The sequence below is a fragment of the Streptomyces sp. O3 genome (assembly GCF_054788135.1).
Genome location: NZ_JBTVYK010000046.1, coordinates 1 through 23,864, shown reverse-complemented (window position 1 = coordinate 23,864; position 23,864 = coordinate 1). Strand labels below are relative to the sequence as shown.

At 70.5% G+C, this 23,864-nt stretch carries 22 protein-coding genes, 1 rRNA gene and 1 riboswitch; of the genes, 7 read left to right on the top strand and 16 right to left on the bottom strand.

Annotated features, from left to right (window positions below; genetic code table 11):
* Nucleotides 1-135: 135 nt before the first annotated feature.
* Nucleotides 136-1,203: an EamA family transporter gene (locus ACX6XY_RS22200; protein ID WP_460333447.1), complete on the bottom strand. Its 1,068-nt coding sequence runs from the start codon at nucleotides 1,201-1,203 to the stop codon at nucleotides 136-138.
* Between the two features lie 203 nt (nucleotides 1,204-1,406).
* Between ACX6XY_RS22200 and ACX6XY_RS22195 the strand changes: the two genes are divergently transcribed.
* The gene (locus ACX6XY_RS22195) at nucleotides 1,407-1,670 is read left to right on the top strand and encodes a hypothetical protein (protein ID WP_460333542.1); all 264 of its coding nucleotides are present in this window, start codon (nucleotides 1,407-1,409) and stop codon (nucleotides 1,668-1,670) included.
* Between the two features lie 131 nt (nucleotides 1,671-1,801).
* Nucleotides 1,802-2,230 (top strand): type II toxin-antitoxin system Rv0910 family toxin, encoded by a 429-nt coding sequence (locus tag ACX6XY_RS22190; RefSeq protein ID WP_460333444.1) that lies wholly within the window; start codon nucleotides 1,802-1,804, stop codon nucleotides 2,228-2,230.
* 57 nt (nucleotides 2,231-2,287) lie between these two features.
* On the opposite strand, the gene ACX6XY_RS22185 is transcribed toward ACX6XY_RS22190, so the two are convergent.
* Nucleotides 2,288-2,905, bottom strand: a complete 618-nt coding sequence (locus ACX6XY_RS22185; RefSeq protein WP_460333533.1) for a PadR family transcriptional regulator — start codon at nucleotides 2,903-2,905, stop codon at nucleotides 2,288-2,290.
* Between the two features lie 204 nt (nucleotides 2,906-3,109).
* On the opposite strand from ACX6XY_RS22185, the gene ACX6XY_RS22180 reads away from it, so the two are divergent.
* Nucleotides 3,110-3,922 carry a PhzF family phenazine biosynthesis protein gene (locus tag ACX6XY_RS22180; RefSeq protein WP_460333441.1) on the top strand — a complete coding sequence of 271 codons (813 nt, stop codon included), beginning with the start codon at nucleotides 3,110-3,112 and terminating at the stop codon, nucleotides 3,920-3,922.
* A gap of 127 nt (nucleotides 3,923-4,049) precedes the next feature.
* Here ACX6XY_RS22180 and ACX6XY_RS22175 read toward each other — a convergent pair whose 3' ends face one another.
* Complete coding sequence (locus tag ACX6XY_RS22175) at nucleotides 4,050-4,850, bottom strand: CPBP family intramembrane glutamic endopeptidase (RefSeq protein ID WP_460333530.1); 801 nt, start codon at nucleotides 4,848-4,850, stop codon at nucleotides 4,050-4,052.
* A gap of 165 nt (nucleotides 4,851-5,015) precedes the next feature.
* Here ACX6XY_RS22175 and ACX6XY_RS22170 point away from each other — a divergent pair, with 165 nt between their 5' ends.
* Nucleotides 5,016-6,785 carry a substrate-binding and VWA domain-containing protein gene (locus tag ACX6XY_RS22170; protein WP_460333438.1) on the top strand — a complete coding sequence of 590 codons (1,770 nt, stop codon included), beginning with the start codon at nucleotides 5,016-5,018 and terminating at the stop codon, nucleotides 6,783-6,785.
* A 3-nt stretch (nucleotides 6,786-6,788) separates the two neighbouring features.
* Here the strand turns inward: ACX6XY_RS22170 and ACX6XY_RS22165 are convergent, their stop codons facing one another.
* The gene (locus tag ACX6XY_RS22165) at nucleotides 6,789-8,300 is read right to left on the bottom strand and encodes a glutamate--cysteine ligase (protein ID WP_460333435.1); all 1,512 of its coding nucleotides are present in this window, start codon (nucleotides 8,298-8,300) and stop codon (nucleotides 6,789-6,791) included.
* Between the two features lie 482 nt (nucleotides 8,301-8,782).
* On the opposite strand from ACX6XY_RS22165, the gene ACX6XY_RS22160 reads away from it, so the two are divergent.
* Nucleotides 8,783-9,370: a hypothetical protein gene (locus ACX6XY_RS22160; RefSeq protein ID WP_460333432.1), complete on the top strand. Its 588-nt coding sequence runs from the start codon at nucleotides 8,783-8,785 to the stop codon at nucleotides 9,368-9,370.
* A 313-nt stretch (nucleotides 9,371-9,683) separates the two neighbouring features.
* Nucleotides 9,684-9,890 carry a DUF5999 family protein gene (locus ACX6XY_RS22155; protein WP_460333429.1) on the top strand — a complete coding sequence of 69 codons (207 nt, stop codon included), beginning with the start codon at nucleotides 9,684-9,686 and terminating at the stop codon, nucleotides 9,888-9,890.
* Between the two features lie 84 nt (nucleotides 9,891-9,974).
* On the opposite strand, the gene gcvP is transcribed toward ACX6XY_RS22155, so the two are convergent.
* The gene (gene gcvP, locus ACX6XY_RS22150; protein ID WP_460333426.1) at nucleotides 9,975-12,860 is read right to left on the bottom strand and encodes an aminomethyl-transferring glycine dehydrogenase; all 2,886 of its coding nucleotides are present in this window, start codon (nucleotides 12,858-12,860) and stop codon (nucleotides 9,975-9,977) included.
* Nucleotides 12,861-13,034: 174 nt separating this feature from the next.
* A riboswitch (glycine riboswitch) is annotated at nucleotides 13,035-13,130 on the bottom strand.
* 138 nt (nucleotides 13,131-13,268) lie between these two features.
* Here gcvP and ACX6XY_RS22145 point away from each other — a divergent pair.
* Nucleotides 13,269-13,625, top strand: a complete 357-nt coding sequence (locus tag ACX6XY_RS22145) for a PRC-barrel domain-containing protein (protein ID WP_460333424.1) — start codon at nucleotides 13,269-13,271, stop codon at nucleotides 13,623-13,625.
* On the opposite strand, the gene ACX6XY_RS22140 is transcribed toward ACX6XY_RS22145, so the two are convergent.
* From ACX6XY_RS22140 to rrf, 11 genes are all read right to left on the bottom strand, one after another.
* Complete coding sequence (locus ACX6XY_RS22140; RefSeq protein ID WP_460333421.1) at nucleotides 13,562-15,070, bottom strand: DNA polymerase IV; 1,509 nt, start codon at nucleotides 15,068-15,070, stop codon at nucleotides 13,562-13,564. The two genes, ACX6XY_RS22145 and ACX6XY_RS22140, sit on opposite strands and share 64 nt — an antisense overlap.
* Nucleotides 15,071-15,141: 71 nt before the next feature.
* Nucleotides 15,142-15,750 (bottom strand): MerR family transcriptional regulator, encoded by a 609-nt coding sequence (locus ACX6XY_RS22135; protein ID WP_460333419.1) that lies wholly within the window; start codon nucleotides 15,748-15,750, stop codon nucleotides 15,142-15,144.
* Between the two features lie 182 nt (nucleotides 15,751-15,932).
* Nucleotides 15,933-16,406 (bottom strand): bifunctional nuclease family protein, encoded by a 474-nt coding sequence (locus tag ACX6XY_RS22130; RefSeq protein ID WP_006123076.1) that lies wholly within the window; start codon nucleotides 16,404-16,406, stop codon nucleotides 15,933-15,935.
* A gap of 53 nt (nucleotides 16,407-16,459) precedes the next feature.
* Nucleotides 16,460-17,233: a transcriptional regulator FtsR gene (ftsR, locus tag ACX6XY_RS22125; RefSeq protein WP_460333415.1), complete on the bottom strand. Its 774-nt coding sequence runs from the start codon at nucleotides 17,231-17,233 to the stop codon at nucleotides 16,460-16,462.
* Nucleotides 17,234-17,275: 42 nt separating this feature from the next.
* Nucleotides 17,276-18,178 carry an FHA domain-containing protein gene (locus ACX6XY_RS22120; RefSeq protein ID WP_460333412.1) on the bottom strand — a complete coding sequence of 301 codons (903 nt, stop codon included), beginning with the start codon at nucleotides 18,176-18,178 and terminating at the stop codon, nucleotides 17,276-17,278.
* Nucleotides 18,179-18,308: 130 nt separating this feature from the next.
* Entirely contained in the window at nucleotides 18,309-19,106 is a 798-nt protein-coding gene (locus ACX6XY_RS22115; RefSeq protein ID WP_460333409.1) for a DUF881 domain-containing protein, read from the bottom strand.
* 5 nt (nucleotides 19,107-19,111) lie between these two features.
* A complete protein-coding gene (locus ACX6XY_RS22110) occupies nucleotides 19,112-19,444 on the bottom strand; it encodes a small basic family protein (protein ID WP_411058245.1) in 333 nt (110 codons plus the stop codon).
* On the bottom strand, nucleotides 19,441-20,340 hold the full coding sequence (locus ACX6XY_RS22105; protein WP_460333405.1) for a DUF881 domain-containing protein: 900 nt from the start codon (nucleotides 20,338-20,340) through the stop codon (nucleotides 19,441-19,443). Before ACX6XY_RS22105 ends, ACX6XY_RS22110 begins: the two co-directional genes overlap by 4 nt.
* Before the next feature lie 88 nt (nucleotides 20,341-20,428).
* Nucleotides 20,429-22,924, bottom strand: coding sequence for a sugar phosphate nucleotidyltransferase (locus ACX6XY_RS22100; protein WP_460333402.1), 2,496 nt, complete (start codon nucleotides 22,922-22,924; stop codon nucleotides 20,429-20,431).
* A gap of 117 nt (nucleotides 22,925-23,041) precedes the next feature.
* Nucleotides 23,042-23,650, bottom strand: coding sequence for a CDP-alcohol phosphatidyltransferase family protein (locus tag ACX6XY_RS22095; RefSeq protein ID WP_460333399.1), 609 nt, complete (start codon nucleotides 23,648-23,650; stop codon nucleotides 23,042-23,044).
* A 146-nt stretch (nucleotides 23,651-23,796) separates the two neighbouring features.
* Nucleotides 23,797-23,864, bottom strand: a 5S ribosomal RNA gene (gene rrf, locus ACX6XY_RS22090); the annotation flags it as partial.

Below are 23,864 nucleotides of genomic sequence, written 5' to 3'. Positions count from 1 at the left end.
AGCCGCCCTGACCCGCCGTCTCGCCCGCCGCCCGCCGCTCAGTGCGGGCGGCGGACGGCGGCAGCAGGCGGCAGGCGGCGTACAGCGGGCGGCGTACAGCGGAAGAACGAGCGCGCCCGACATGGCGTGAACGCGCTACACGGACTGCCCGCTCGGGGACAACCGCCCCGCCTCGCCCGCGGCGGTGTCCCCCTCCGGACCAGCGCCCGCGCCCGCGTCCACGTCCGCGGCCCGGCCTCCGCCCGCGACCGGCCGGGACGGCCGCTTGGCAGGCGCCGTGGACTGGGCGATGACCGCCCCCGCCAGCACCACCGCACCCCCGATGATCTGCGGTGCCGCCAGGCGCTCGCCCAGCATGACCCAGGCGAGCACGGTCGCGATGACCGCCTCCAGACACGCCACGACCCCGGCGACCTGCGGCGAGAGCCGCCGTACCGAGAACACCCCGAAGCTGTACGCGAGCACGGTCGTCACCAGCACGATCCAGCCGAGCAGCAGCACGGCGGACACGGGAGTGCCGCCCATGTCGGCGGTGCTGGTGAGCAGCGCCCAGTCCATGTTCCAGGGGCGCGCGACGAACGTCAGCACCACGCTCCCGACGATCAGCCCGTACGCGATGACGCCGAGCGGGTCGGGGGCCGCCTCCCCGGCGTCGCTGCCGTGGTCGCCGAGCAGGAAGTAACCGGCCTGGCAGAGGGCCGCGCCCAGGGCGAGCAACACCCCGAGCGCGTCGAAGCTGAGCCCCGCCCAGACCTCGACCACACACGCGAGACCGGTGACCGCGAGCACCGCGCCGACCGTCGCGGCCCGTGTCACCGGCCGCCGCTGCACCACCCGGATCCAGGCGAGCACGAGCACCGGCCCGAGGAACTCGATGAGCAGCCCGACACCGACCGGGATACGGGAGATCGCGGCGAAATAGAAGGCCTGTACACCGGCCACCGCGAGCAGCCCGAAGCCCGCGAGCAGCATCGGCCGCTGGCGTACCAGCGCCCGGTGCCGCCAGGCGATCGGCAGCATGACGAGCGCGGCCCCGGCCGCCCTGAGCCACACCACGTGCAGGGGGTCGAGCCCCGCCTCGATCAGCGGCTTGGCCGCGACCCCGGAGCCGCCGAACGCGCACGCCGCGGCCAGGGCGTAGCCGAGACCGACACCCTTCCCCCGGCTCGCCGGGGCCCCTTGCATCCCTTGAGACCTGGACATCGGCACATCATGACAGGCGCAGTCATGAGCGTCACCATCTATACCCCTGACATCTCACTGCCCGAGACAGACCCGCGACCCGCCCGAGGCAGCCGCGCCCTACCGCCCGCCGCCTCACTCCCCTCCTCCTCGCGCAACCAGACCCGGCCCCGGAAACGTCCCCCTGGGTACCCGATTCCCCACCCGCCGAGAGGAAGCGCCGTATGCCACTCGGCCCGCACCACGCCACCAGACACACCACGCGGCACACCACGCGGGCGAAGCCCGCCGAGGAGTACGACTGCTGGCTGGTCGCCCTGCCCGCGATGGACGGCAAGCAGTACGTCTACCGGGTGTACGCACCGCACGACGCCCTGCCCGGAGACCTGTTCTGGGATGCCTGGCACTGCCATGACGAGGGGCCGTTCCCGTGGGCCCCCGATCTCTTCGACTCGGCGGTCATCCGTCGTATCGGCGAAGCGTTCTGACGGGCAGTCGCATCGCGTATCGGCAGGACGTTCTGATGGGTCGTCAGTCTTGTGATTTCCGGGCCCCGCCGCTACGTTCCGCGGCACCGCCGCTGCGTCCGCCGCAGCGCCCGACGAGAAGGGGTGGCCGCATGGCCGAAGTCAGCGCGGAGGCACGCTTCGAGGCGTCCGCGGAGAAGGTCTGGTCAAAACTGACGGACTTCTCCGTGTACGGCGAGTGGAGCACCACGCACACCGGATTCCCCAAGGGCGCCCCCGCCTCGCTGGAGGTCGGCGGCACCTTCGAGGAGAACATGAAGCTGATGGGCTTCCCCGCCGAGGTCATCTGGACCGTCGACGAACTCGAAGAGGCCCGGCTGCTCACCATCAAAGGCAAGGGCCCGATGGGCGTCAGCGTCGGAACCCGCTACCGCCTCATCCCGGACGGCGACGCCACGACGGTCCGCATCGAGGGCGAGTTCACCGGCGCGGCGGTGTCCCTGATGGCAAGCAAGCTCACGGATTCGGCGACAGCCGCCCTCCACGAGTCACTGCGCAGGCTGGACAGCCTGATCAACTGACCTGCGGCAGCCGCCCGGTGGCGTCCCGCCCACGCCGCCGACGGCCTCATCCCCTCCTCACCCTTCATCGGCGAGAATCAGATACATCTTCTTCCGGGCCTCGTTGATGACGTCGAGCGCCTTCTTTCGCTGCTCCGGAGAGCCGGTCTTCCAGACCTGCCCGTAGGCCTCCATCAGCCCGAAACCGGCCTGCCGAATCTCATTGACCGTCTCCCAGTCGACCCCGCGCCCGGCCTCCTCCCAGGGAGCGTCCGGGCCCTCGTCGGCCGCCGCCCGGCCTTCGTCGGTCAGCGCGAACAGCTTCTTGCCGCCCTCGCTCTCACTGGCGATGAGCCCCTCGTCCTCGAGCAGCTGCAACGTCGGATAGACCGAGCCCGGACTGGGCTTCCAGGCCCCTCCGCTGCGCTCGGCGATCTCCTGGATCATCTCGTACCCGTGCATCGGACGGTCCTTGAGCAGCGCCAGGATCGACGCGCGCACATCGCCGCGCCGCGCCCTGCCCCGAGGGCCGCCACGCCCCCGGCCTCCCCAGGGACCACCGCCCCCGAAGCCGGGCCCGAAGGGACCGAAGGCTCCGCGCCGCCCCTCGAAGTCGCCCCGACCCCGGTGTCCGGGCCCGCAGTGCCCGTGTCCACGCCCGTGCTCATGTCCGTGTTCCTGATGGTGGGAGCGCATCACGCTCACCCCTCTCATCTTTCCTTCTTCTCTTCCACGCGACCATTCGCGATGCTTCAACGATATATCGGGACTGTTCGGCTGGCAAGGCTCCGATGGACTTCCCCGTACGGAACCCGAGCGGGCCAGCGCGCCACCCGACCGGGCCAGCCAGCGCGAATTGGCCTTGGCCAGCGGATTCATCCGGCCCGTAGCGTCGAGCGCATGCGTATCCGAATCGTCGACGCCTTCACCGACCGCCCCTTCGCCGGGAACCCGGCCGGAGTGCTGCTTCTCGACGCCTTCCCCTCCGACGACCGACTCCAGCGGATCGCCGCGGAGATCAACCTCTCTGAGACCGCCTTCGCCCACCCGCTGCCCGCGGGCGGCGCCGCCGACTGGGCGCTGCGCTGGTTCACCCCCACGGCCGAGGTGGACCTCTGCGGACACGCGACCCTGGCCACCGCGCACGTCCTGAGCGGCGACGCCGACGGGACGGGCGGCGCCGTGCGGTTCAGCACCCGCAGCGGCGTCCTCACCACGACCGCCCACGGCGACGGCTCGCACACCCTGGACTTCCCCACCGCCCCGCTCACCGAGGTCGCCGTTCCCACGGGCGTGCCCGAGGCGCTGGGGGCGGAGCCGCTGGCCGCGTACGACACCGGCCCGCACGTCGGCGACCTGCTGGTCGAGCTCGCGGACGAGAAGACGGTGCGCGCCCTCGCTCCCGACCTGCGGGCGCTGGTCGCGCACTCGCGGCGCGGCATCATCGCGACCGCCCCGGCCGAAGACCCGGCCAGCGGCTACGACTTCGTCTCGCGCTGCTTCTTCCCGCGCGTCGGCATCGACGAGGACCCGGTCACCGGCAGCGCGCACACGGCGCTGGCGCCCTACTGGTCGCCGCGCCTGGGCCGGGACGAGCTGACCGGCCTCCAGGCCTCGGCCCGCTCGGGTCTGGTACGGACCGCACTCCGGGGCGACCGCACCCTGCTGACCGGCAGCGCGGTCACGGTCATCGACGGCGAGCTGCTCGCCTGACCAGCGCCTCGGTACACGGCAGCACACAGTCAGGGGCGTACGAGCACCTCGTACGCCCCTGACTCACCGCACACACGCGGCTCACCGCACACACGCGGCACACGGCACACGCGGCACGCCGCCCGCCTCACGCCGTAGGCAGCCACCCCACCCTGCCCGCCAGCAGCGCGTATCCCACGAACGCCCCGATGTCGAGCAGCGTGTGCGCCACCACCAGCGGGCCGACCCGCCCCCAGCGCCGGTAGAGCAGCACGAACACCACGCCCATCACCATGTTGCCGATGAACCCGCCGATGCCCTGGTACAGGTGGTACGAGCCGCGCAGCACCGAGCTCGCCAGCAGCGACCCCGTCGGCGACCAGCCCAGCTGGTCGAGGCGGCGCAGCAGATAGCCGACGACGATCACTTCCTCGAGCACCGAGTTCTGCATCGCGGACAGGATCAGCACCGGGAACTTCCACCACACGCTGGGCAGCGCCTCCGGCACCACCGTCAGGTTGAACCCCAGCCCCCTGGCCGCCAGATAGAACGCGATCCCGGTGCTCCCGATCCCGGCCGCGATCAGCGCCCCGCGCCCCAGGTCGAACCAGGGCCGTCCGCCGTCGAAGCCGATCGCCCGCAGCCCCGCGCCCTCGCGCAGCAGCAGGTGCGCGACCAGCGCCACCGGCACCAGGGCCGTGCTGATCCCGAACAGCTGCCAGGCCAGATCCAGCCACGGCCGCCCCGGCGCCGCCGAGGCGTTCAAGGTGGCCGCCTGGTCCTTGAGCCCGCCCGGCCGAGTGGCCGCGCCGACAAACCTGATCAGCGAGGACACTCCGCTCGCCCCGAGCGAGAGCGCCAGTACCAGGAGCAGCTCGTTCCGCATGGTCCGTCGTGAGAACCGCTCACCCCGAAGAGAACCGGCCACCGGCCCCGCCTCCACCCGCACGTGTGCCTCCACTTGTTCAATCCCGCCGCATACCTATCCGCGCCCCACTAAGGTCTCGAATGCAGGTACGAAGATCGTGCGCGACAGGCCGAGGGGGACGGTACGCCACATCGTGCCGTACGCCCCCTTTCCTTGCTTCATCGCTCAAGGAGGGGCAGCACCGTCATGGGACGTCACAACAGACCCGACCGGCACGCGACGGACGAGGCAGCGGGGCGTCCGCGCTCCCGCCGCCGCTCCGTCGCGCTCGCCACCGTGCTCGTGCTCGGCGTCGCGGCGGGCGCGGGGTTCGCGGTCAACAGCGGTCTGCTCGCCTTCGAGGGGTCCTGCGAGGACGACGCCGTACGCCTGAAACTCCTCGCCGCGCCCGATATCGCGCCCGCGCTGCGCTCCGCCGCGGCCCACGCGCGCGAGCAGGGCGTCACATCGGACGGCCGGTGCTTCGAGGTCAAGGTGACCGCCCGCGAGCCGTACAAGGTCGCCGACTCGCTCCGCGCGGGTGACGACCTCGGCTACCAGGTGTGGGTGCCGGACTCCGAGCTCTGGCTGCACCGGGCCGCCCAGGGCGACGACAAGGTGCCGCTCACGGCCGCGGGCAGCGTCGCCCACACGCCCGTGACGCTGGCCGTCGTGCCGTCGGCCGCCAAGTCCCTGGGCTGGCCCCGCAAGCGGTACTCCTGGGCGGAGCTCGCCACGGCGGCGACCGTCGAGGACCAGCTCAGGCTGGGCGCCGCCGACCCCGCCCGGAACGCCTCCGGGCTGCTGGCGCTCGCCGCGATCGGCGCCTCCGCGCAGCGGACCGCGGGCCCCGAGACGGAGACCCAGGTCGCCGCCACCGCCAAGCTGCTGGCGCGGCGCACGTCCGGCAGCGACGCCCAGGCCCTGGACACGCTGGCCCGTGACGACTCCGGGACCGAGCGGGGCAACCCGCGCCGCAACCAGGCGCTGGTCGCCTCCGAACAGGCCGCGTTCACCCACAACGCGGCGGCGGGCCCGGAGGGCAGCCTCTCGCTGTTCTATCCCCTGGACGGCGCCCCGCGGCTCGACTACCCGTTCGCCCTCGTCGACGAGACCCGGCTGTCCACCGACCAGAGCCGGGCCGCGCTGCGCTTCATGAGCCTGTTCGACGAGGAACCGTGCCGGGCCATCCTGGAGAAGAACGGCTTCCGAAAAGGCGACGGAACCCCGCCCGCGCGGCTCATCACGGCGGCGGGCGGCCGCGCGCCCCAGCCGTACGCGCAGCTCACCGCCGAGCCGCCGACCCGCGGTGAGATCCAGGAGGCGCTCGGGCTGTGGACGGTCACGGTGCAGAGCGCCCGGCTCACCACCGTGGTCGACACCTCGGCCTCGATGTCCGCGCCGGTGCCGGGCCGTGACCAGTCGCGGATGGAGGTCACCAGGAACTCCCTGGTCCAGGCGCTCGACCAGTTCACCGCCGAGGACGAGATCGGCCTGTGGGAGTTCTCCACCCTGCTGGAGGGCGACCGCGACTATCGCAAACTGGTGGACACCGCCCGCCTCGGCGACCGTACGGACCAGGGCGGCACGCACCGCACACGGCTGACAAAAGCCTTCAACGACCTGCGGCCCGTCCCCGGCGGATCCACCGGCCTGTACGACACCTCGCTGGCCGCCTACAAGGACGCGCTGAAAAGCTACGCGAGCGGCAAGTTCAACGCCGTGGTGATCCTCACCGACGGCGTCAACCAGGATCCGGGGTCGATCTCCCGCGGCGACCTGGTCGCCGAACTCCAGCGGCTGTCCGACCCCGAGCGTCCCGTGCCGATCATCGCGATCGCCGTCGGCCCGGACGCCGACAAGAGCGAGCTCACCCAGCTCGCACAGGTCACCGGCGGCTCCGGCCACCAGGTCGACGACCCGGCGCAGATCCAGCAGGTCATCCTCAAGGCCATCATGACCGCGGGCCAGAACTGACGCTCAGGACCGGTCCGGCGACGCCCCCACCGGCCAGGTGTGCACCGGCTCACCGCCGCGCATCAGCTCGCAGTACCGCGTGGTGGTGGCGGCGAGCGCTTCCTGCCGCCCGAGGCCCGAAGCCAGCGCGCGGTGATAGGTCGCCACCTGCCAGGAAGCGCCGTTCACCCGCCGTCGGCAGCGCCCCTCGATCACTCCCAGGTAGAAGTCGCGGTCGGCCGGTTCGACGCCCCACGCGTCGAGCCCGGCCGCGGCCAGCGGCAGCAGCTCATGGCGTACGAGGTCCACGGCGGGCATCCGCGCCAGGGCGCCGCCGCGCCCGGACCGCGGCCAGGTGAACTCCGCGTCGATGCCATGGCGGCACGCGGCGTCGAAGTTGGCCGCGGCCGCCTCGAACGGCAGCCTGGTCCACACCGGGCGGGCATCCTCGGCCAGCGCCCGGACCGCGCCGTAGAAGAAGGCGGCGTTGGCGATCACATCGGTGACCGTGGGCCCGGCGGGCAGCACCCGGTTCTCCACGCGCAGATGCGGCACGCCGTCCGCGATGCCGTACACCGGGCGGTTCCACCGGTACACGGTGCCGTTGTGCAGCACCAGTTCGGCCAGCCGCGGCACCCCGCCGGCGTCGATGACCCGCAGCGCGTCCTCGTCGTCGCAGATCGGCAGCAGCGGGGGGAAGTAGCGCAGGTTCTCCTCGAAAAGCTCGTACGCGGAGCCGATCCAGCGCTCGCCGAACCAGGTGCGCGGCCGCACCCCCTGGGCCTGGAGCTCGGGCGGCCGGGTGTCGGTGGACTGCAGGAACAGCGGCGGGCGCGACTCGCGCCACAGCTCATGGCCGAACAGGAACGGCGCGTTGGCGCCGACGGCTATCTGCGCCGCGGCCAGCGCCTGCGCCGCGTTCCACACATCGGCGAACCGCGTCGGCGTCACCTGAAGATGCAACTGGACCGAGGTGCAGGCCGCTTCGGGCGCGATCGACGCGGAGGTGCAGGTGAGCCGTTCCACGCCCTCGATGTCGAGGGTGAACTCCTCGCCGCGCGCGGCCACGATCTGGTCGTTGAGCAGGGCGTAGCGGTCCACGTCGGAGAGGTTGGCGGAGACCAGGTCCTGCCGGGTGAGCGTCGGCAGTATGCCGATCATCACGATACCGGCGGCCACCTCGCCGGACTTCCGGTGAGCATAGGCGAGTCCGGTCCGCAGCTCTTCGGCGAGCTGGTCGAGCACCCGGCCGCCCAGCCGGTGCGGGGCAATATTCACTTCCAGATTGAACATTCCCAGCTCGGTCTGGAAATCGCGGCTCGCGATGCGCTCCAGCACCTCCGCGTTCAGCATCCTCGGCATGCCGTCGGGGCCCACGAGATTCAGCTCGATCTCCAGCCCCATCAGATTCCGCGGCCGGTCGAACTTCTTCTCCTCCAGCAGTCTCCGCAACCCCGCGAGGCACTGCTGAAGCCTCCTGCGGTACCGCTGCCGATCGGACAGGTCCGCACCGCCTGCCACGACCTTCTCCCCCATCGAAGCGTCCTTCCTCGATTGGGCAGCCCACCGCCGGCCGCTGCGTCACCGGGGATATGCCCAGCCGATGTGATCGATAACGCCCGGCGAACGGCCGCCGCACAGTAGGCTCGAACCCGACGGTGACCGGCACATTCGCTCGGCATACGGTGATACTCGGATTCACCGGACACGCACCGTGGTGACAAACGCCGACGAGAATCGGCCGACCACACGCCGCGCATGAGCCGAGGCCACCGAGCCGACCCGGCCAGGAATCGGGATAAACACCGCAATTGCGCGACCGGATTTCACCTTGCCAGCGCCAAAAGAACCCTCCCGCGAAACACGACCTGAACACACGTCGTATAAACTCCCCGGACGAGGCAGAGAGTTGGCGCTCACGGACCGAAGCTCCCGCCCCTCTGGCCCAGGCGAGCTGACAGCGCCGTCCGCGTCCGCCCCCTGCGTCACCCAGCCTGTCGAAGTGAGAGGCATCTACCATGCCGCTGCATGTCCCCCCGGCTCCCGCACCAGCCCTGCGCAGCGTCCTCGCGGCACTCGGTTCCCCCACCGCCGTCCGCGAGGCGCGCACCCCGTCCCTGCGCTCCGCCCAGGGACCCGCACACCCCGAGCTTCCCCTTCCGGTCCACGTACTCGACCGGATCACGCCCGTCGGCGGGCCGCCCCGCGCACACCTGGCCGGCTGGCGCTTCCTGATCCGGTGCGGCGACCGCGCGGGCGCCGCCGGGGACACCCGGCTGACGCCGGACGGCTGGGCCTTCTCGCACTTCTTCGAGGGTCCGTACGTCACCGCGACCGAGCGCGCCCTGCGCCAGGCCGAGTCCCTGCCGGGCCACCACCAGCCGCGGCTGCTGTCCGTGCCCGAGCTGTACATGCTCACGCTCTGGCTGCACGGCGACGTGCACAGCGACCCGGCGGCGGGCCCACCCGCCCCCGCCGACCTGCTGGTTCCCCTCGCGCCCGCGCCTCCGGGCATCGCCGCGCACCTGCCGCACCGCGTCGCGGACCTGCTGCCGGTCCTCACCCACCGCCTGCGGCCCGCGCCCCTGCTCGGCTCACCCGCCTAAGCCCCGCCTCACCCGCCCCGCGGCCCGCCCCGGCCGCGGGGCGGTCCGCCGCCCCGGCCCGTCCGCCGCCCCGGCCCATCCGGACTAGTCCCATCCGGCTACCTCTAACCACCCAGCCAGGCAGTGCAGTTGAACTGAACCGTCCGCACGGGTGACGCGTCCCTTACCAGTGGGGGGAGCCGCCGCGAAATCCCTGCGGAATCCCGCCCATGGGGCAACACTGGAAGTGGACCGACGACAACGGGGGTTCGGAATGAGCGCCGCAGACCGCGGGACCCGCACTACCAGGACAACGCAGCGAAAGAACACCTCCATGTGCCAGCATCAGCCACCCTGCCCGTCAGCCGACTCCGCCGACCGGGAGGCAGCGGTCCTAGTGGCCCACCATCCCGAACAGGGCTGGAGCCTGCTGTGCAACGGCGTCCTGTTCTTCGAGGACACCGGTGAGCTGCTGCCGGACGGGCGGATCATCGCCCCGCACCGGCCGCCGGGCACCCACCGGGTGGCACGTGCCGCATAAGGACTCCACCAGCGCACCGCGCGCAACGAAGGGGCCGGTCCGGAGGAAACCTCCGAACCGGCCCCGACGCATGACCGCCGCCGCTCAGTCGTCGTACGCGTCCATCGGCGGGCAGGAGCACACCAGGTTGCGGTCGCCGTACGCCTGGTCGATCCGGCGCACCGGCGGCCAGTACTTGTCCGCGGCCTCGACACCGGCGGGGAAGACGGCCTCCGTACGCGCGTACGCGTGCTCCCACTCGCCCGCGAGCACGGCCGCCGTGTGCGGAGCGTTCCGCAGCGGGTTGTCGTCCGCCGGCCACACGTCCGAGCCGACCTTCTCGATCTCGGCGCGGATCTCGATCATCGCCTCGCAGAACCGGTCGATCTCACCGAGATCCTCGCTCTCGGTCGGCTCGATCATCAGCGTCCCCGCCACCGGGAAGGACATCGTCGGCGCGTGGAAGCCGTAGTCGATCAGCCGCTTGGCGACGTCGTCCACGGTCACGCCGGTCGCCTTGGTCAGCGGGCGCAGGTCGATGATGCACTCGTGCGCGACCAGACCGCCGGGACCGGTGTAGAGCACCGGGTAGTGCGGCTCCAGGCGCTTGGCGATGTAGTTCGCGCCGAGCACCGCGACCTGGGTGGCGCGCTTGAGGCCCTCGCCGCCCATGAGACGTACGTACGCCCAGGAGATCGGCAGGATCCCGGCCGAGCCCCACGGGGCCGCGGAGACGGGCCCGACACCGGTCTGCGGCCCGGCCGCGGGCTGCAGCGGGTGGTTCGGCAGATACGGCGCGAGGTGCGCCCGCACGCCGACCGGGCCGACGCCGGGGCCGCCGCCGCCGTGCGGGATGCAGAACGTCTTGTGCAGGTTGAGGTGCGAGACGTCGCCGCCGAAGCGACCCGGCTGGGCGAGGCCCACCAGGGCGTTCAGGTTGGCGCCGTCCACGTACACCTGACCGCCCGCGTCGTGCACCGTGGCGCAGATGTCCGCGACATGCTCCTCGAACACGCCGTGCGTGGACGGGTACGTGATCATGAGCACGGCCAGCTCGTCGCGGTACTGCTCGATCTTGGCCCGCAGGTCGTCCACGTCGATCTCGCCGTCGTCGGCGGTCTTCACCACGACGACCTTCATCCCGGCCATCACGGCGCTCGCGGCGTTGGTGCCGTGCGCGGACGACGGGATGAGGCAGACGGTGCGCTGCGCGTCGCCGTTGGCCCGGTGGTAGCCGCGTACCGCCAGCAGGCCCGCGAGCTCGCCCTGCGAACCGGCGTTGGGCTGGAGCGACACCTTGTCGTACCCGGTGACGGCGGCGAGCTGCTCCTCCAGCTCACGGATCAGCGTGAGATAGCCCTGCGCCTGCTCGGCGGGCGCGAACGGGTGCAGCGCACCGAACTCGGGCCAGGTGACGGCCTCCATCTCGGTGGTGGCGTTGAGCTTCATGGTGCAGGAGCCCAGCGGGATCATGCCGCGGTCCAGCGCGTAGTCCCGGTCGGCGAGCTTGCGCAGGTAGCGCAGCATCGCGGTCTCGGAGCGGTACTGGTGGAACACCGGGTGGGTCAGGTACGCGTCGCCGCGCAGCAGCGCGTCGGGCAGCGCGTCGGCCGCCGTCTCATCGAGGGCCTCGATGTCGGCGTCGACGCCGAAGGCCGCCCACACGGCCGTCAGCTGCGCCCGTGTGGTGGTCTCGTCGCAGGCGATCGAGACGTGGTCGGCGTCCACCAGCCGCAGGTTGACGCCCCCCTCACGGGCCGCGGTGACGATGTCGGCGGCCTTGCCCTGGGCCCGCACCGTCACGGTGTCGAAGTACGCGCCGTGCACGACCTCGGCGCCGCCCGCCGTCAGGCCCTCGGCGAGAATCGCGGCGTAGCGGTGGGTGCGGCGGGCGATGTCCTTGAGGCCCTGGGGGCCGTGGTACACCGCGTAGAGACCGGCCATGACGGCGAGCAGCACCTGGGCGGTGCAGATGTTGCTGGTCGCCTTCTCGCGGCGGATGTGCTGCTCGCGGGTCTGCAGCGCCAGGCGGTAGGCCTTGTTTCCGTCCGCGTCCACGGAGACGCCGACGAGCCGTCCCGGCAGGTTGCGCGCGAACTTCTCGCGTACGGCCAGGTAACCGGCGTGCGGCCCGCCGAAGCCCATCGGGACGCCGAACCGCTGCGTGGTGCCGACCGCGATGTCCGCGCCCAGCTCGCCGGGCGAGGTGAGCAGAGTCAGCGCCAGCAGGTCGGCCGCGACGGTGACGACCGCGCCCAGGTCGTGGGCCTGGTCGATGACGGGCTTCAGGTCCCGTACGGCGCCCGACGCGCCCGGATACTGGAGCAGCACGCCGAACACGCCGCGCTCGGCGACCTCGGCCGGTATGCCCTGGGACAGGTCCGCGACGACGACCTCGACGCCGGTCGGCTCGGCACGGGTCTCGATCACCGCGATCGTCTGCGGCAGCGCGTCGGCGTCGATCAGGAAGACGCCGTTCTTGACCTTGCCGACCCGGCGGGACAGCGCCATGGCCTCGGCCGCCGCGGTGCCCTCGTCCAGCAGCGAGGCCCCCGACGTGGGCAGCCCGGTCAGGTCGGCCACCACGGTCTGAAAGTTCAGCAGCGCCTCAAGGCGGCCCTGCGAGATCTCCGGCTGGTACGGCGTGTACGCGGTGTACCAGGCCGGGTTCTCCATCACGTTGCGCAGGATCACGGGCGGCGTGAACGTGCCGTAGTAGCCGAGTCCGATCATCGGCGCGACCACGTCGTTGCGGTCCGCGAACGCGCGCAGCTCGGCCAGCACCTCCGGCTCGGTGCGCCCGGCGGGCAGCCGCAGCGCCTCGGTGGACTTGATGACCTCCGGCACGGCGGCCGCGGTCAGCTCGTCGAGTGAGCCATAGCCGACCTGGGCGAGCATCTTCGCTCGGGCCTCGGCGTCCGGCCCTATGTGGCGTTGCTCGAAGGGGATGCCACGTTCCAGCTGGGAGAGCGGAATGCGGTTGGCAGTCATTGCGGAGGCCTCCTGGTCATGCGACCTGCGAGAGGTACCACGGCGCGGGTACCCGGACGGCCTCCCCCTCTGTCATCTCAACCTGAGAGCTTCACCGGCCCGCGCCGTGCGACCCGGCTTTCACCGTCGGTGAGGGCGGATGCCGTCGACGCCCGCCCTGCTTTCCAGAGTGACCTCGTCCGTGCGGTACAGGGGCCTGAGAGATTCCGGGGAGGAGTTGCTCCTTCGGCGCCTCCGGCGCCAACCGGAGAGCTCTCCCGCACGGGGTCAGCAGCCGCCTGCCAGCCTACCAGCGCGGACACCTGGCCAGGAGTGCAGAACGACAAGCAGCGGGCCCCGAGTGGCCTCCACCTGGATTGTGCCGTTTCGTAGACTTTACGGACGGGGTGCGACCTTTTTGGAGGGACCGTGCAGACCGATATCGATCCGCGGAGCCTGATCGGCCGCAAGGCGTTCGACCGGACCGGCAGCAAACTCGGCACGGTGGACGAGGTCTATCTCGACGACGCCACCGGCACACCCGAGTGGGCGGCCATACGGACCGGCATGTTCAGCCGGGACGCCTTCGTCCCCCTGGAGCCCAGCGAACTGGTCCAAGGCGCGCTGCGCGTCCCGTTCGAGCGCGCGCTCATCAAGGACGCCCCCGACTTCGGAGTCGGCCGCCATCTCTCTCCCGAGCAGGAACTGCAGCTCTACCACCACTACGGCCTGGACATCGCCTCTCCCTCCCCCTCCGCCGAGAGCCCGCCCGACGACGACTCCTGACCGGCCGCCGCCCCCGGCGCCACCGCCGCGGGCACGAGCGGCAGCGCCTCGCCCACGTGCAGCGACGGGTCGTCGACCCGGAACGTCCGCACCCGGCCCGGCCGTGATCCGGGCGTCTCGAACCGCACGGTCACGCGCCCGAGCCCGCTGCCCTGCACCCACCCGGCGCCGAACTCGTCATGCCGCACATCGTGCCCCGCCAGCCAGCGCCGCTCGGCCGGCCCGGACTCGCCCCGCCCGCCCTCCGGCGCCCCTCCCGGCCCGCCCGCGCTCTCGGTCTCCCCCTCGTCGTCCAGCGGCGCGTCCTGCCCGGCCCGCTCCCCGGACGCTTCTCCGTCCGCTCCGGGCGTCCGCTCGGTGTGCGCGGCCTCCGCGCGCGCCTGCGCGAAGAGGTCCTCCTGGGTGAAGTCGGCCAGTCCCGTCACCCCCACCCCCAGCAGCCGCACCCCGCCCGTGGTGTCCACGGCCTCCAGCAGCCGGTCCGCGGCCTCGCGGATCACCACCGGGTCGTCCGTGGGCCCCCGGAGCGTCTCGGACCTGGTGAGCGTCGAGAAGTCGTACCGGCGCACCTTCAGCACGACGGTCCGCCCGGAGTGTCCGGACCCGCGCAGCCGCCGCACACACCGCTCGGCCAGCCGCCCCACCTCAAGCCGCACCCGCACCCGGTCGTGGATGTCCACGTCGAAGGTGTCCTCGACGGAGACCGACTTCGTGTCCCGTTCGGCCACCACGGGCCGCTCGTCCTGCGCCAGGGCCATCGCGTACAGCTGGCCGCCGTGCGCCTTCCCCAGCAGCCGTACGAGCTCGTCCGCACCGGCCTCGGCGATCTCCTCGACCGTGCTGATCCCGGCCCGTCGCAGCTGGTCCCCGGTCACCGGACCGACCCCCGGCAGCGTGCGCACCGACAGCGGCGCGAGCAGCGCGCGCTCCGTGCCCGGCTCGATGAGCACCAGGCCGTCGGGCTTGGCCCGCTCCGAGGCGATCTTGGCCAGCATCTTGGACGCGGCGAGCCCGACCGATCCGGTCAGTCCCGTGACGGCCCGTATGTCGGCGCGCAGCCGCTGGCCCGCCGCCCGCGCCGAGGTCTCGTCCCAGGCCGCCGCACCGGCCGCGAGGTCGACGAAGGCCTCGTCCAGGCTGAGCGGCTCCACCAGCGGGGAGAGTCCGTGCAGCAGCGCCATGACCTGCTCGCTGATCGCGCGGTACACCCCGAAGCGGGGCACCAGGTAGGCCGCGTTCGGCGCCAGTCTGCGCGCCTGCCCCATCGGCATCGCCGAGTGCACCCCGAACCGGCGCGCCTCGTACGAGGCGGTGGCGACCACGCCGCGCGGCCCGAGCCCGCCCACGATGACGGCCTTCCCGCGCAGGCTCGGCTTCGCCGCCTGCTCCGCGGCGGCGAAGAACGCATCCATGTCCAGATGCAGAATGGTGGGCGCCGATCTCACACCACCGATGCTGCCCTATGGCACTGACAACGGGGCCGGCGGCGCGGCTGGCGACGCGGCGGCGGCCGGTGTCATCCGGCGCGGTTGCGGCGCCGCGCCAGCTCGTCTTTGGGGTTGTGGCCGATCAGCGTCTCGCCGGTGTCCACCCGCTCGCCGTGCAGCTGCGAGAGCGCCGCCTCGACGTCCTGCCACACCACCCCGACCGCGATCCCGAAGACGCCCTGGCCGCCCTGGAGCAGATCCACGACCTCGTCGGGCGACGAGCACTCGTAGACGGTCGCGCCGTCGCACATCAGCGTCATGCGTTCCAGGTCCGCAGACTCGCGGTGCCTCAGGTGCTGGACGGTCGTCCGGATGTTCTGGAGGGACACTCCGGTGTCCAGGAAGCGCTTCACGATCTTCAGGACGACCACGTCACGGAAGCCGTAGAGCCGCTGGGTTCCCGATCCGCTCGCGGGCCTGACGCTCGGCTCGACCAGGCCCGTACGCGCCCAGTAGTCCAGCTGCCGGTAGGTGATGCCGGCGGCGGCGCACGCCGTCGGCCCCCGGTACCCCACCTCGTCGGACGTCGCGCCACCGCTCCCGGTCACCACCGTCGGCCGCTGCGCGGTGCGGCCGGCCGCACCGCTGTGGAGCGGATACGGACCGCCAGCCGCCGTGCCGTCGCCGCTGCTTCTCACGCCGACCTCCGTCCTTGACCTGCCTTCACGAAGGTAGGGAGTACCCCGAGGCGCGTCAACGAACGCCACACTCGGCACGCCGGGTGATAATCACCCCGAGAGTGGTTTCCCGTACTCCTCCACGGGGAAAGGCTAGCCGAATGGCCCGGCAGCGCTCCGGGACGGCTCACTGACTGTGCGCGTCACTGACTGTTCGTACCGAAGTCCTCGGGCGAGATCTGGTCGAGGAACTCGCGGAACTTCTCCACCTCGTCCTCCTGCTCGTCCGGGATGGCGATCCCCGCGTCGTCGAGCACCCCGTCACTGCCGTAGATGGGCGTACCGGTGCGCAGGGCCAGCGCTATGGCGTCCGAGGGACGCGCGCTGACCTCGACCCCGCTGGCGAACACCAGTTCTGCGTAGAAGACTCCCTCTCGCAGATCCGTGATCCGTACTTCGGTCAGCTCCTGGCCAACAGCCTCGAGCACGTCCTTGAACAGGTCGTGCGTCAGCGGACGGGCGGGCGCCATGCCCTGCTGGGCGAAGGCGATCGCGGTCGCCTCCCCCGGCCCGATCCAGATGGGGAGGTACCGATCGCCTCCCACTTCACGCAGGAGCACGATCGGTTGGTTGGAGGGCATTTCGACCCGGACACCGACAACGTCGAGCTCATTCACACAGCAACCCTAGGACGTGCCCGGCAGGTTTGGGTAGTCGGGCACGTTCCCGGTCAGTACGGGCGGCCCCTGAGCGCGGTCTGTACGAGCGCCGTGTGCAGTCGGCTGGTGAGCTCCGCGAGCTCCTGCACGCGGGCCTCCGCATGGGCTCTGGTCTGCGGATTACGGTGCTGGCGCAGCGGCGACACGACCTGGTCGACCAGACCGGCTTCCCGTTCGGCGGAACTCTTCATGGCCCGCAGATGCCGTGGTTCGACGCCAAAACTTCCCAGCTCGGCGATGAGTCCGGCGATCCGCACGGCCTCGGTGTCGTATCCGTCGTCGGACACGGGCGCGATGAGTCCGTAGGCCTCCCACTCCTCGAGCTCCCGCGCGCTGACCTGTGCCGCCGCCAGCAGCTCGGCCCTGCCGACCAGGGTGACCTGGCCGACCGCTGGCTCCTCAGCCTTCTGGGGCCGCTCACCGTGGCCGTACGGCGTGCTCTGCTGGCCCGCCTGGCCCGCCTGGCCCGCCTGGGGCGGCTGGACTCGCTCACCGCGCTCCAGCGCGTCCAGGTACTCCCTGATCACCTTCAGCGGCAGATAGTGGTCACGCTGCATTCTCAGCACCTGCGCGAGCCGCTCGACGTCCTCGGGGCTGAATTTCCGGTACCCGGACGGTGTGCGCCGCGGCTCGACCAGGCCTTCGGACTCCAGGAAGCGGATCTTGGAGAGGGAGACCTCGGGGAACTCGTCACGCAGCAGGTTCAGCACCGTGCCGATGCTCACCAGGCGGCCGTCCGTGGTGGCGGCGCCGTCCCCGGCGCCGCCACTTTGTGTGTGAAGCATGGACCTCCCCTGGGGGTTTCCCCGGACGGAGTCCGGGGAGGGTCAGACGCCCCGCTGGCTCGCGTAGAAGACCAGCCGGTACTTTCCGATCTGCACCTCGTCACCGTTGGCGAGCACGACCGAGTCGACCGGCTCCCGGTTGACGTAAGTGCCGTTGAGGCTGCCGACGTCGGCGGCGGTGAACGCTCCGTCCGCGCCGCGGCGGAACTCCACATGGCGGCGCGACACGGTCACGTCGTCCAGGAAGATGTCACTCTGCGGGTGACGCCCCGCGGTCGTCAGATCACCGTCCAGCAGGAACCGGCTGCCGGAGTTCGGGCCACGGCGCACCACCAGCAGCGCGGAGCCGAACGGCAGCGCGTCCACGGCCGCCTGCGCCTCCGGCGAGAGGGTGGGGACCGGGTTCTGTCCGGTGGCCTCCGCCTCATAGGCCTCAAGGCCCGAGATGGAGATCGTGGACGTCGTCTCCGACGGCCGCTCGGCCGACGCTCCGGCGCGCAGCGGCGCTCCGCAGTTCGAGCAGAACCGGCTGGCCTCGGCGTTGCGGTTGCCGCACCTCGTACACACCAAGGCGGACATGGATGGTTCCTCCTGCCGCGGCTGCCCCGCGGGGGCATGGGATGCGTAAGGGCCGGAGGGGGACCCTCCTCCCGTACCTGAGGGTGACGGTTCTCCGGAACCTATGCGGCCGGGCGCGGCAGGGTCAACAGAAGACCCGCCCTGGCCGCCCGAAATGCCACCGGCTGGCCCAGTGACCTCATCGCGGAAGAGCGGGCGCTCCGCTCCCTGCTCCTCGGCCTCCGCATGCCGTGGTGCGCGGTGCCGGGCAGCGTTGCTGCCGTCTTGGCGTGCGCTCTTGCCGAACAACTTCGCAAACAACTTCACGGGCGATTCCCCTTGACCGAAACAGACCCGCCCGTGGGGCAGGACGAACCCTGATTGCACACACCGGTCGACCCGGACATCTTCACAACGTCCGGATCCACCGGACAGTTTCCACGACGCGGCACTCTTCTCTTACGCCGACCCCCCGCAACGTCCCGCGCTGAACTCACCACCCCCGTCCACCCGCGCTTCACTGGGAAGACGACCGAGCGTAGTCAGGACGATTCGCCCGTCGCAAGGCATCCACGACGATCTTCTCCGCACGGGCCACAGAGACCGTGGCCTGCTCCTTCTGCAGCGTCTGCACCACACCTCCCGGAATTTTCAACGCCGGCTCGATGTCCTCGGGCTCACCGATGACCTTGAAACGGTACGGCGCACTGATCTTGCGGCCGTCTACGCGCACGCCGTCGTCCGCTTCGGCGTCCGGGTCCGGGTCCGCGAGGTGGGTACTGGCCACCACCCTGACGTCGTTGATCTGGATCGCCTCCGCACCGGCCGCACGCAGTTCCTGGATCGCGTCGAGCAGCGTGTCCGCCTCGACCGAGCCCGTGGGGTCGCTGATGGTGAGAGTGATCCCCGGACCCTGCGCCGCGACGGTACCCGCCAGCACGCCAAGCTGCCGCTCCTTCTCAGCCGTCTGCCTACGCGCCTCCTCGGCTCGGTCGGAACTGTTCTCCAGCTCCGTGCGCTGGCTTTCCAGGAGTTGCTTCTCCCCTTCAAGACGCTCGGTGCGGCCGTCCAGTTCATCGAGGATGCGTACGAGATCCTCCCGCCGCGCGCCTCGCAGCGCATCGCCCTCGCTCGTCGAGCGCACCTGGATGGCCAGTCCAAGGCCGAGCACGAACAGCAGGAGCGCGACGATGAGTTGGGCACGGGACACCCGCGGCGGCCACAGGCTCTTGAGCAGCCGCCTGCGCCCCGTGAGCCGCTCCTCGGGCTCGCTGGCGCCCGTCGCGGCCGCTGAGGTCGGTTCTTCGCTGCTCATCGCCCTCACGCCCGGAACACATGCCGCCGGATCGCGGCGGCGTTGGAGAAGATCCGGATACCGAGCACCACCACCACACCGGTGGACAGCTGCGCCCCGACGCCCAACTCGTCTCCCAGGAACACGATCAGCGCGGCCACCACCACGTTCGAGAGGAAGGACACCACGAAGACCTTGTCGTCGAAGATGCCGTCCAGCATCGCCCGCAGGCCGCCGAAGACCGCGTCGAGTGCCGCGACGACGGCGATCGGAAGATACGGCACGACCGCCACGGGAACCTCGGGCCGGACCAACAGTCCGACCACGACTCCCACGACGAGGCCCAGTACGGCGATCACGATGTGCCCTTTCCTGCTTGTGGCTCCGCGTTGCGTACGGTCAGACTCGGCGCGGCGGGCAGCCGTACGTCCTTCTCCACGGCGATCTTGGATCTGATCCCGTAGTTCTCCTTGAGGACCTGCAGATACAGGCCGTCCGCGCTGCGCCGGAACTTCGCCCGCACCTGCGGCCCGTCCCCGATCGCGAGCACGGTGTACGGCGGCACCAGGGGCTTGTTGTCGACCAGTATCGCGTCACCGGCCGCCCGGATCGCCGAGAGCGCCGTCAGCCGCTGCCCGTTGATGGCGATGGCCTCAGCGCCCGACTGCCACAGACCGTTCACCACACGCTGCAGATCACGGTCGCGCAGCCGCCCGGTGTCGGAGAACCCGCTGCTCGTGCGCGGCCCGCCGCCGCCCTGATCGGCCTCGTCGGCGTCGTCCACCACCAGTTTCACACCGGGCCCGTGCACCTCCGTCGCGCCGGACAGCAGGGCCACCAACTCGCCCTGGTCGCCGCCGTGCTCCTGAAGGGCCGCCCGCTGGCGCTTGCCCACATCGGCACGCAGCGTGTCGATCTCGTCCTCGAGCCGGTCCGCGTGGTCGGTCTCCCGCCCGACACGGTCGATCAGTTCCTGCCGCTCCTTGGCCACCACGGGTGCCTCGACCTGGGCCTGTTTCGCCCCCATCGTCACCACCGTCGCGGCCAGCACCAGCCCCACCGCGAGGCCCAACTTGGCCCGTAGCGTGCGGGGCAGTCCGCCGCCGCCCGCCGTCTTCCTACGCGCCGCGGCCTCGGCGTAACCCTCGTCGAGACTGTGGTCCATCACATTGGTCAGCAGCGACATCGAAGCGTCGGGACGCGCGGGGGGCGAAGCGGTGCTCCGATCGGGATGCTGCTGCGACATGCCGCACATCGTCGCACGTCGCGGCCGATACCTCCGAATGGCCCACCGCCGTACCGGGCAGCGGCGGCGTGATCCACTGCCCGGCGGCGCAGACCGGTCAGTGTCCCGCGCTGTCCACCACAACCGACCACTCGTCGAGCAACGCCTGCGCGGAGGCGTCGTCGGGCCCCTCGGCCCACAGGTGGGTGACGGCCTCCGCCGGGTCGGGCAGCACCATCACCCAGCGTCCGTCGGCCTCCACCACCCGTACACCGTCGGTGGTGTCGACGGACCGCTCGCCCGCCGCCTCCACGACCCGCCGCATCACGAGCCCCTTCACCGCCCAGGGCGTCGCCAGGTCCCGGCGCAGCACATGGGCGCGCGGGATACGGGCGTCGATCTGGCTGAGGGTGAGCTGCGTACGGGCCACCAGTCCGATCAGCCGCACAAAGGCGGCCGTGCCGTCGAACACGCTGCTGAACTCGGGGATGATGAACCCGCCACGGCCGTCGCCACCGAAGATCGTCGCATCTCCGCGGCCCACGCGCGTCAGGTCGTCCGGCGATGTCGTCGTCCACTCGACCTGGGTCCCGTGGTACGCCGCCACCTGCTCGGCGACTCGGGTCGTCGTCACCGGCAGCGCCACCCGGCCGCTGCGCCGCTCCGCCGCGACCAGGTCGAGCATCACCAGCAGCGCGCGGTCGTCCTCGACGATCCGCCCCTTCTCGTCGACCAGCGACAGCCGCTCGCCCACGGGGTCGAACCGCACTCCGAACGCCGCACGCGCCGAGGCCACCATCTCGCCGAGCCGCACCAGTCCCGAGCGCCGCGCGTCCGCTGTCTCGGTGGGTTTCGCCTCGTCGAGTCCGGGGTTCATGGTCAGGGCTTCGACGCCGAGCCGCCCCAGGAGGCTGGGCAGCACCAGACCGGCACTGCCGTTCGAGGCGTCGACGACCACCTTGAGCCCGGATTCCTGGATTCCCGCGGTGTCCACGTTCCGCAGCAGCGAGCCGGTGTACGAGTCGAAGACACTCGACGGGAAGCGCAGGTCACCGATCTCGCCGGGGAAGGCGCGCCGGTACTCCTGCCGCGCGTACACCCGGTCCAGTTTGCGCTGCCCGGCCTGGGAGAGGTCGGCGCCGCTCCCGTCGAAGAACATGATGTCGACGGAATCCGGCACTCCGGGCGTCGTACGGATCATGATCCCGCCCGCGCTGCCGCGTGCCGTCTGCTGCCTGGCCACCGGCAACGGCACGTTCTCCAGGTCCCGTACGTCGATCGCGCTGGCCTGCAGCGCCGAGATGACCGCCCGTTTCAGGGCCCGTGCGCCGCGGGAGTGGTCTCTGGCCGTGGTGACGGTCGCGCCCTTCTTCAATGTCGTCGCGTACGCACCGGCCAGCCGTACGGCGAGCTCGGGGGTGATCTCCACGTTGAGGATGCCGGACACCCCTCGAGCGCCGAACAGATGGGCCTGGCCTCGGGATTCCCAGATCACCGAGGTGTTGACGAACGCACCGGCCTCGATCGTCTTGAACGGGTAGACCCGCACATTGCCCTGGACGATCGATTCCTCGCCGATGAGACACTCGTCGCCGATGACCGCGCCGTCCTCGATACGTGCGGCTCGCATGATGTCCGTGTTCTTGCCGACGACGCAGCCGCGGAGATTGCTCTGCTGGCCGACGTAGACGTTGTCGTGGATCACTGCCCTGTGCAGAAAGGCCCCGCTCTTCACCACGACGTTGGAGCCTACGACGGTGTGCTCCCGGATCTCGACACCGGCCTCGACCTTCGCGTAGTCCCCGATATAGAGCGGCCCGCGCAATACGGCGTCCGGGTGCACCTCGGCGCCTTCCGCCACCCACACGCCAGGCGAGATCTCGAACCCGTCGAGCTCGACGTCGACCTTGCCCTCGAGCACATCGGCCTGAGCCTTCACATAGCTCTCGTGGGTGCCGACATCCTCCCAGTAGCCATCGGCGACATAGCCGTAGATCGGCTTGCCTTCCTTCATCAGCTGAGGAAAAACGTCACCGGACCAGTCAACCGGAACATCCGGGTCTACATAGTCGAAGACCTCGGGCTCCATCACATAGATTCCGGTGTTCACGGTGTCCGAGAACACCTGCCCCCAGGTGGGTTTCTCCAGGAACCGTTCGACCTTGCCGTCCTCGTCGACAATGGTGATCCCGAATTCCAGGGGGTTGGGAACACGCGTCAGACATACGGTGACCAGCGCCCCCGACTCCTTGTGGAACCTGATGAGGTCGGTGAGGTCAAAGTCGGTCAGCGCGTCGCCGGAGATGACGAGGAACGCGTCGTCTTTGAGTGCCTCCTCCGCGTTCTTCACACTGCCGGCGGTGCCGAGTGGCTTCTCCTCGTTGGCATAGGTGAGCTCCATGCCGAGCTCTTCCCCGTCCCCGAAGTAGTTCTTGACGAGTGACGCCAGAAACTGGACGGTTACGACGGTCTCGCTGAGCCCATGCCGCTTGAGCAGCCGTAGGACATGCTCCATGATCGGCCGGTTGGCCACCGGAAGCAGTGGTTTGGGCATGCTCGAGGTCATGGGGCGAAGGCGGGTGCCTTCACCGCCAGCCATCACGACGGCCTTCATGTCGGAAACGTCCTCCTTGAAAGAGACGACGGATTTGCCGACTTAGCCTGTTCAGATAGCCCCGGTCAGGTCGGGTGGCGGGCCACCAGCCGTGCTACGGCCACCGAATCGGAAGGCTCAATCGGCCGTGGCGTCCGCCCGGACAAGCCGACGGACCTGAACCACGTAGAGGATTCCTGCCCACCAGTACAGCGTTGTACCCCATCCGGCGAACGCCCATCCGAAAATAGCAGCGAGTGTCGCGATCCATCCACTTCCGTCACTGAGGAGCAGTAGAGGGAAGGCATACATCAGGTTGAAAGTGGCAGCTTTGCCCAGGAAGTTCACCTGCGGCGGCGGATAGCCGTGCCGCCTGAGAACACCCACCATCACCAGCAACAGCAGTTCACGTGCGAGCAACAGACCCGTCAGCCAAAGGGGAAGGATCTCCCGCCAGGTCAGCCCGACGAGTGTGGACAGAATGTACAACCGGTCGGCAGCGGGGTCGAGAAGTCGTCCCAGGCTGCTGATCTGATTCCAGCGCCGCGCGAGCTTTCCGTCGAGGTAGTCGCTAACACCGCTCAACGCCAGGACGAGCAAGGCCCAACCATCGTAGTTGGCCCCTCCGAACGCCGGGCTGAGGATCAACCACAGGAAGATCGGCACACCGACCAGACGCGCCATGCTGAGGATGTTGGGGATGGTGAGGACCCGGTCGGTCTGAACACGGGTCTCCTGGACCTCCACCCGGGGGCCTCCTGGGAAAGCGGCAACGATACCCCCTGACCTTACCCGCAGTCCCAGCCGACGAGTACACAGGGGTGGGCACCACAGCCAACGCAAAATAGCCCCGGCCCCCGAGTGCAAAACTCGGGAGCCGGGGCTCAAAATTAGTTCGGCGGCGTCCTACTCTCCCACAGGGTCCCCCCTGCAGTACCATCGGCGCTGTAAGGCTTAGCTT

Coding starts and splice junctions, on each gene's coding strand:
- ACX6XY_RS22200 (WP_460333447.1), bottom strand. CDS start 1,203: ATGTCCAGGTCTCAAGGGATGCAAGGGGCCCCGGCGAGCCGGGGGAAG.
- ACX6XY_RS22195 (WP_460333542.1), top strand. CDS start 1,407: ATGCCACTCGGCCCGCACCACGCCACCAGACACACCACGCGGCACACC.
- ACX6XY_RS22190 (WP_460333444.1), top strand. CDS start 1,802: ATGGCCGAAGTCAGCGCGGAGGCACGCTTCGAGGCGTCCGCGGAGAAG.
- ACX6XY_RS22185 (WP_460333533.1), bottom strand. CDS start 2,905: ATGCGCTCCCACCATCAGGAACACGGACATGAGCACGGGCGTGGACAC.
- ACX6XY_RS22180 (WP_460333441.1), top strand. CDS start 3,110: ATGCGTATCCGAATCGTCGACGCCTTCACCGACCGCCCCTTCGCCGGG.
- ACX6XY_RS22170 (WP_460333438.1), top strand. CDS start 5,016: ATGGGACGTCACAACAGACCCGACCGGCACGCGACGGACGAGGCAGCG.
- ACX6XY_RS22165 (WP_460333435.1), bottom strand. CDS start 8,300: ATGGGGGAGAAGGTCGTGGCAGGCGGTGCGGACCTGTCCGATCGGCAG.
- ACX6XY_RS22160 (WP_460333432.1), top strand. CDS start 8,783: ATGCCGCTGCATGTCCCCCCGGCTCCCGCACCAGCCCTGCGCAGCGTC.
- ACX6XY_RS22155 (WP_460333429.1), top strand. CDS start 9,684: ATGTGCCAGCATCAGCCACCCTGCCCGTCAGCCGACTCCGCCGACCGG.
- gcvP (WP_460333426.1), bottom strand. CDS start 12,860: ATGACTGCCAACCGCATTCCGCTCTCCCAGCTGGAACGTGGCATCCCC.
- ftsR (WP_460333415.1), bottom strand. CDS start 17,233: ATGCTTCACACACAAAGTGGCGGCGCCGGGGACGGCGCCGCCACCACG.
- ACX6XY_RS22115 (WP_460333409.1), bottom strand. CDS start 19,106: ATGAGCAGCGAAGAACCGACCTCAGCGGCCGCGACGGGCGCCAGCGAG.
- ACX6XY_RS22105 (WP_460333405.1), bottom strand. CDS start 20,340: ATGTGCGGCATGTCGCAGCAGCATCCCGATCGGAGCACCGCTTCGCCC.
- ACX6XY_RS22100 (WP_460333402.1), bottom strand. CDS start 22,924: ATGAAGGCCGTCGTGATGGCTGGCGGTGAAGGCACCCGCCTTCGCCCC.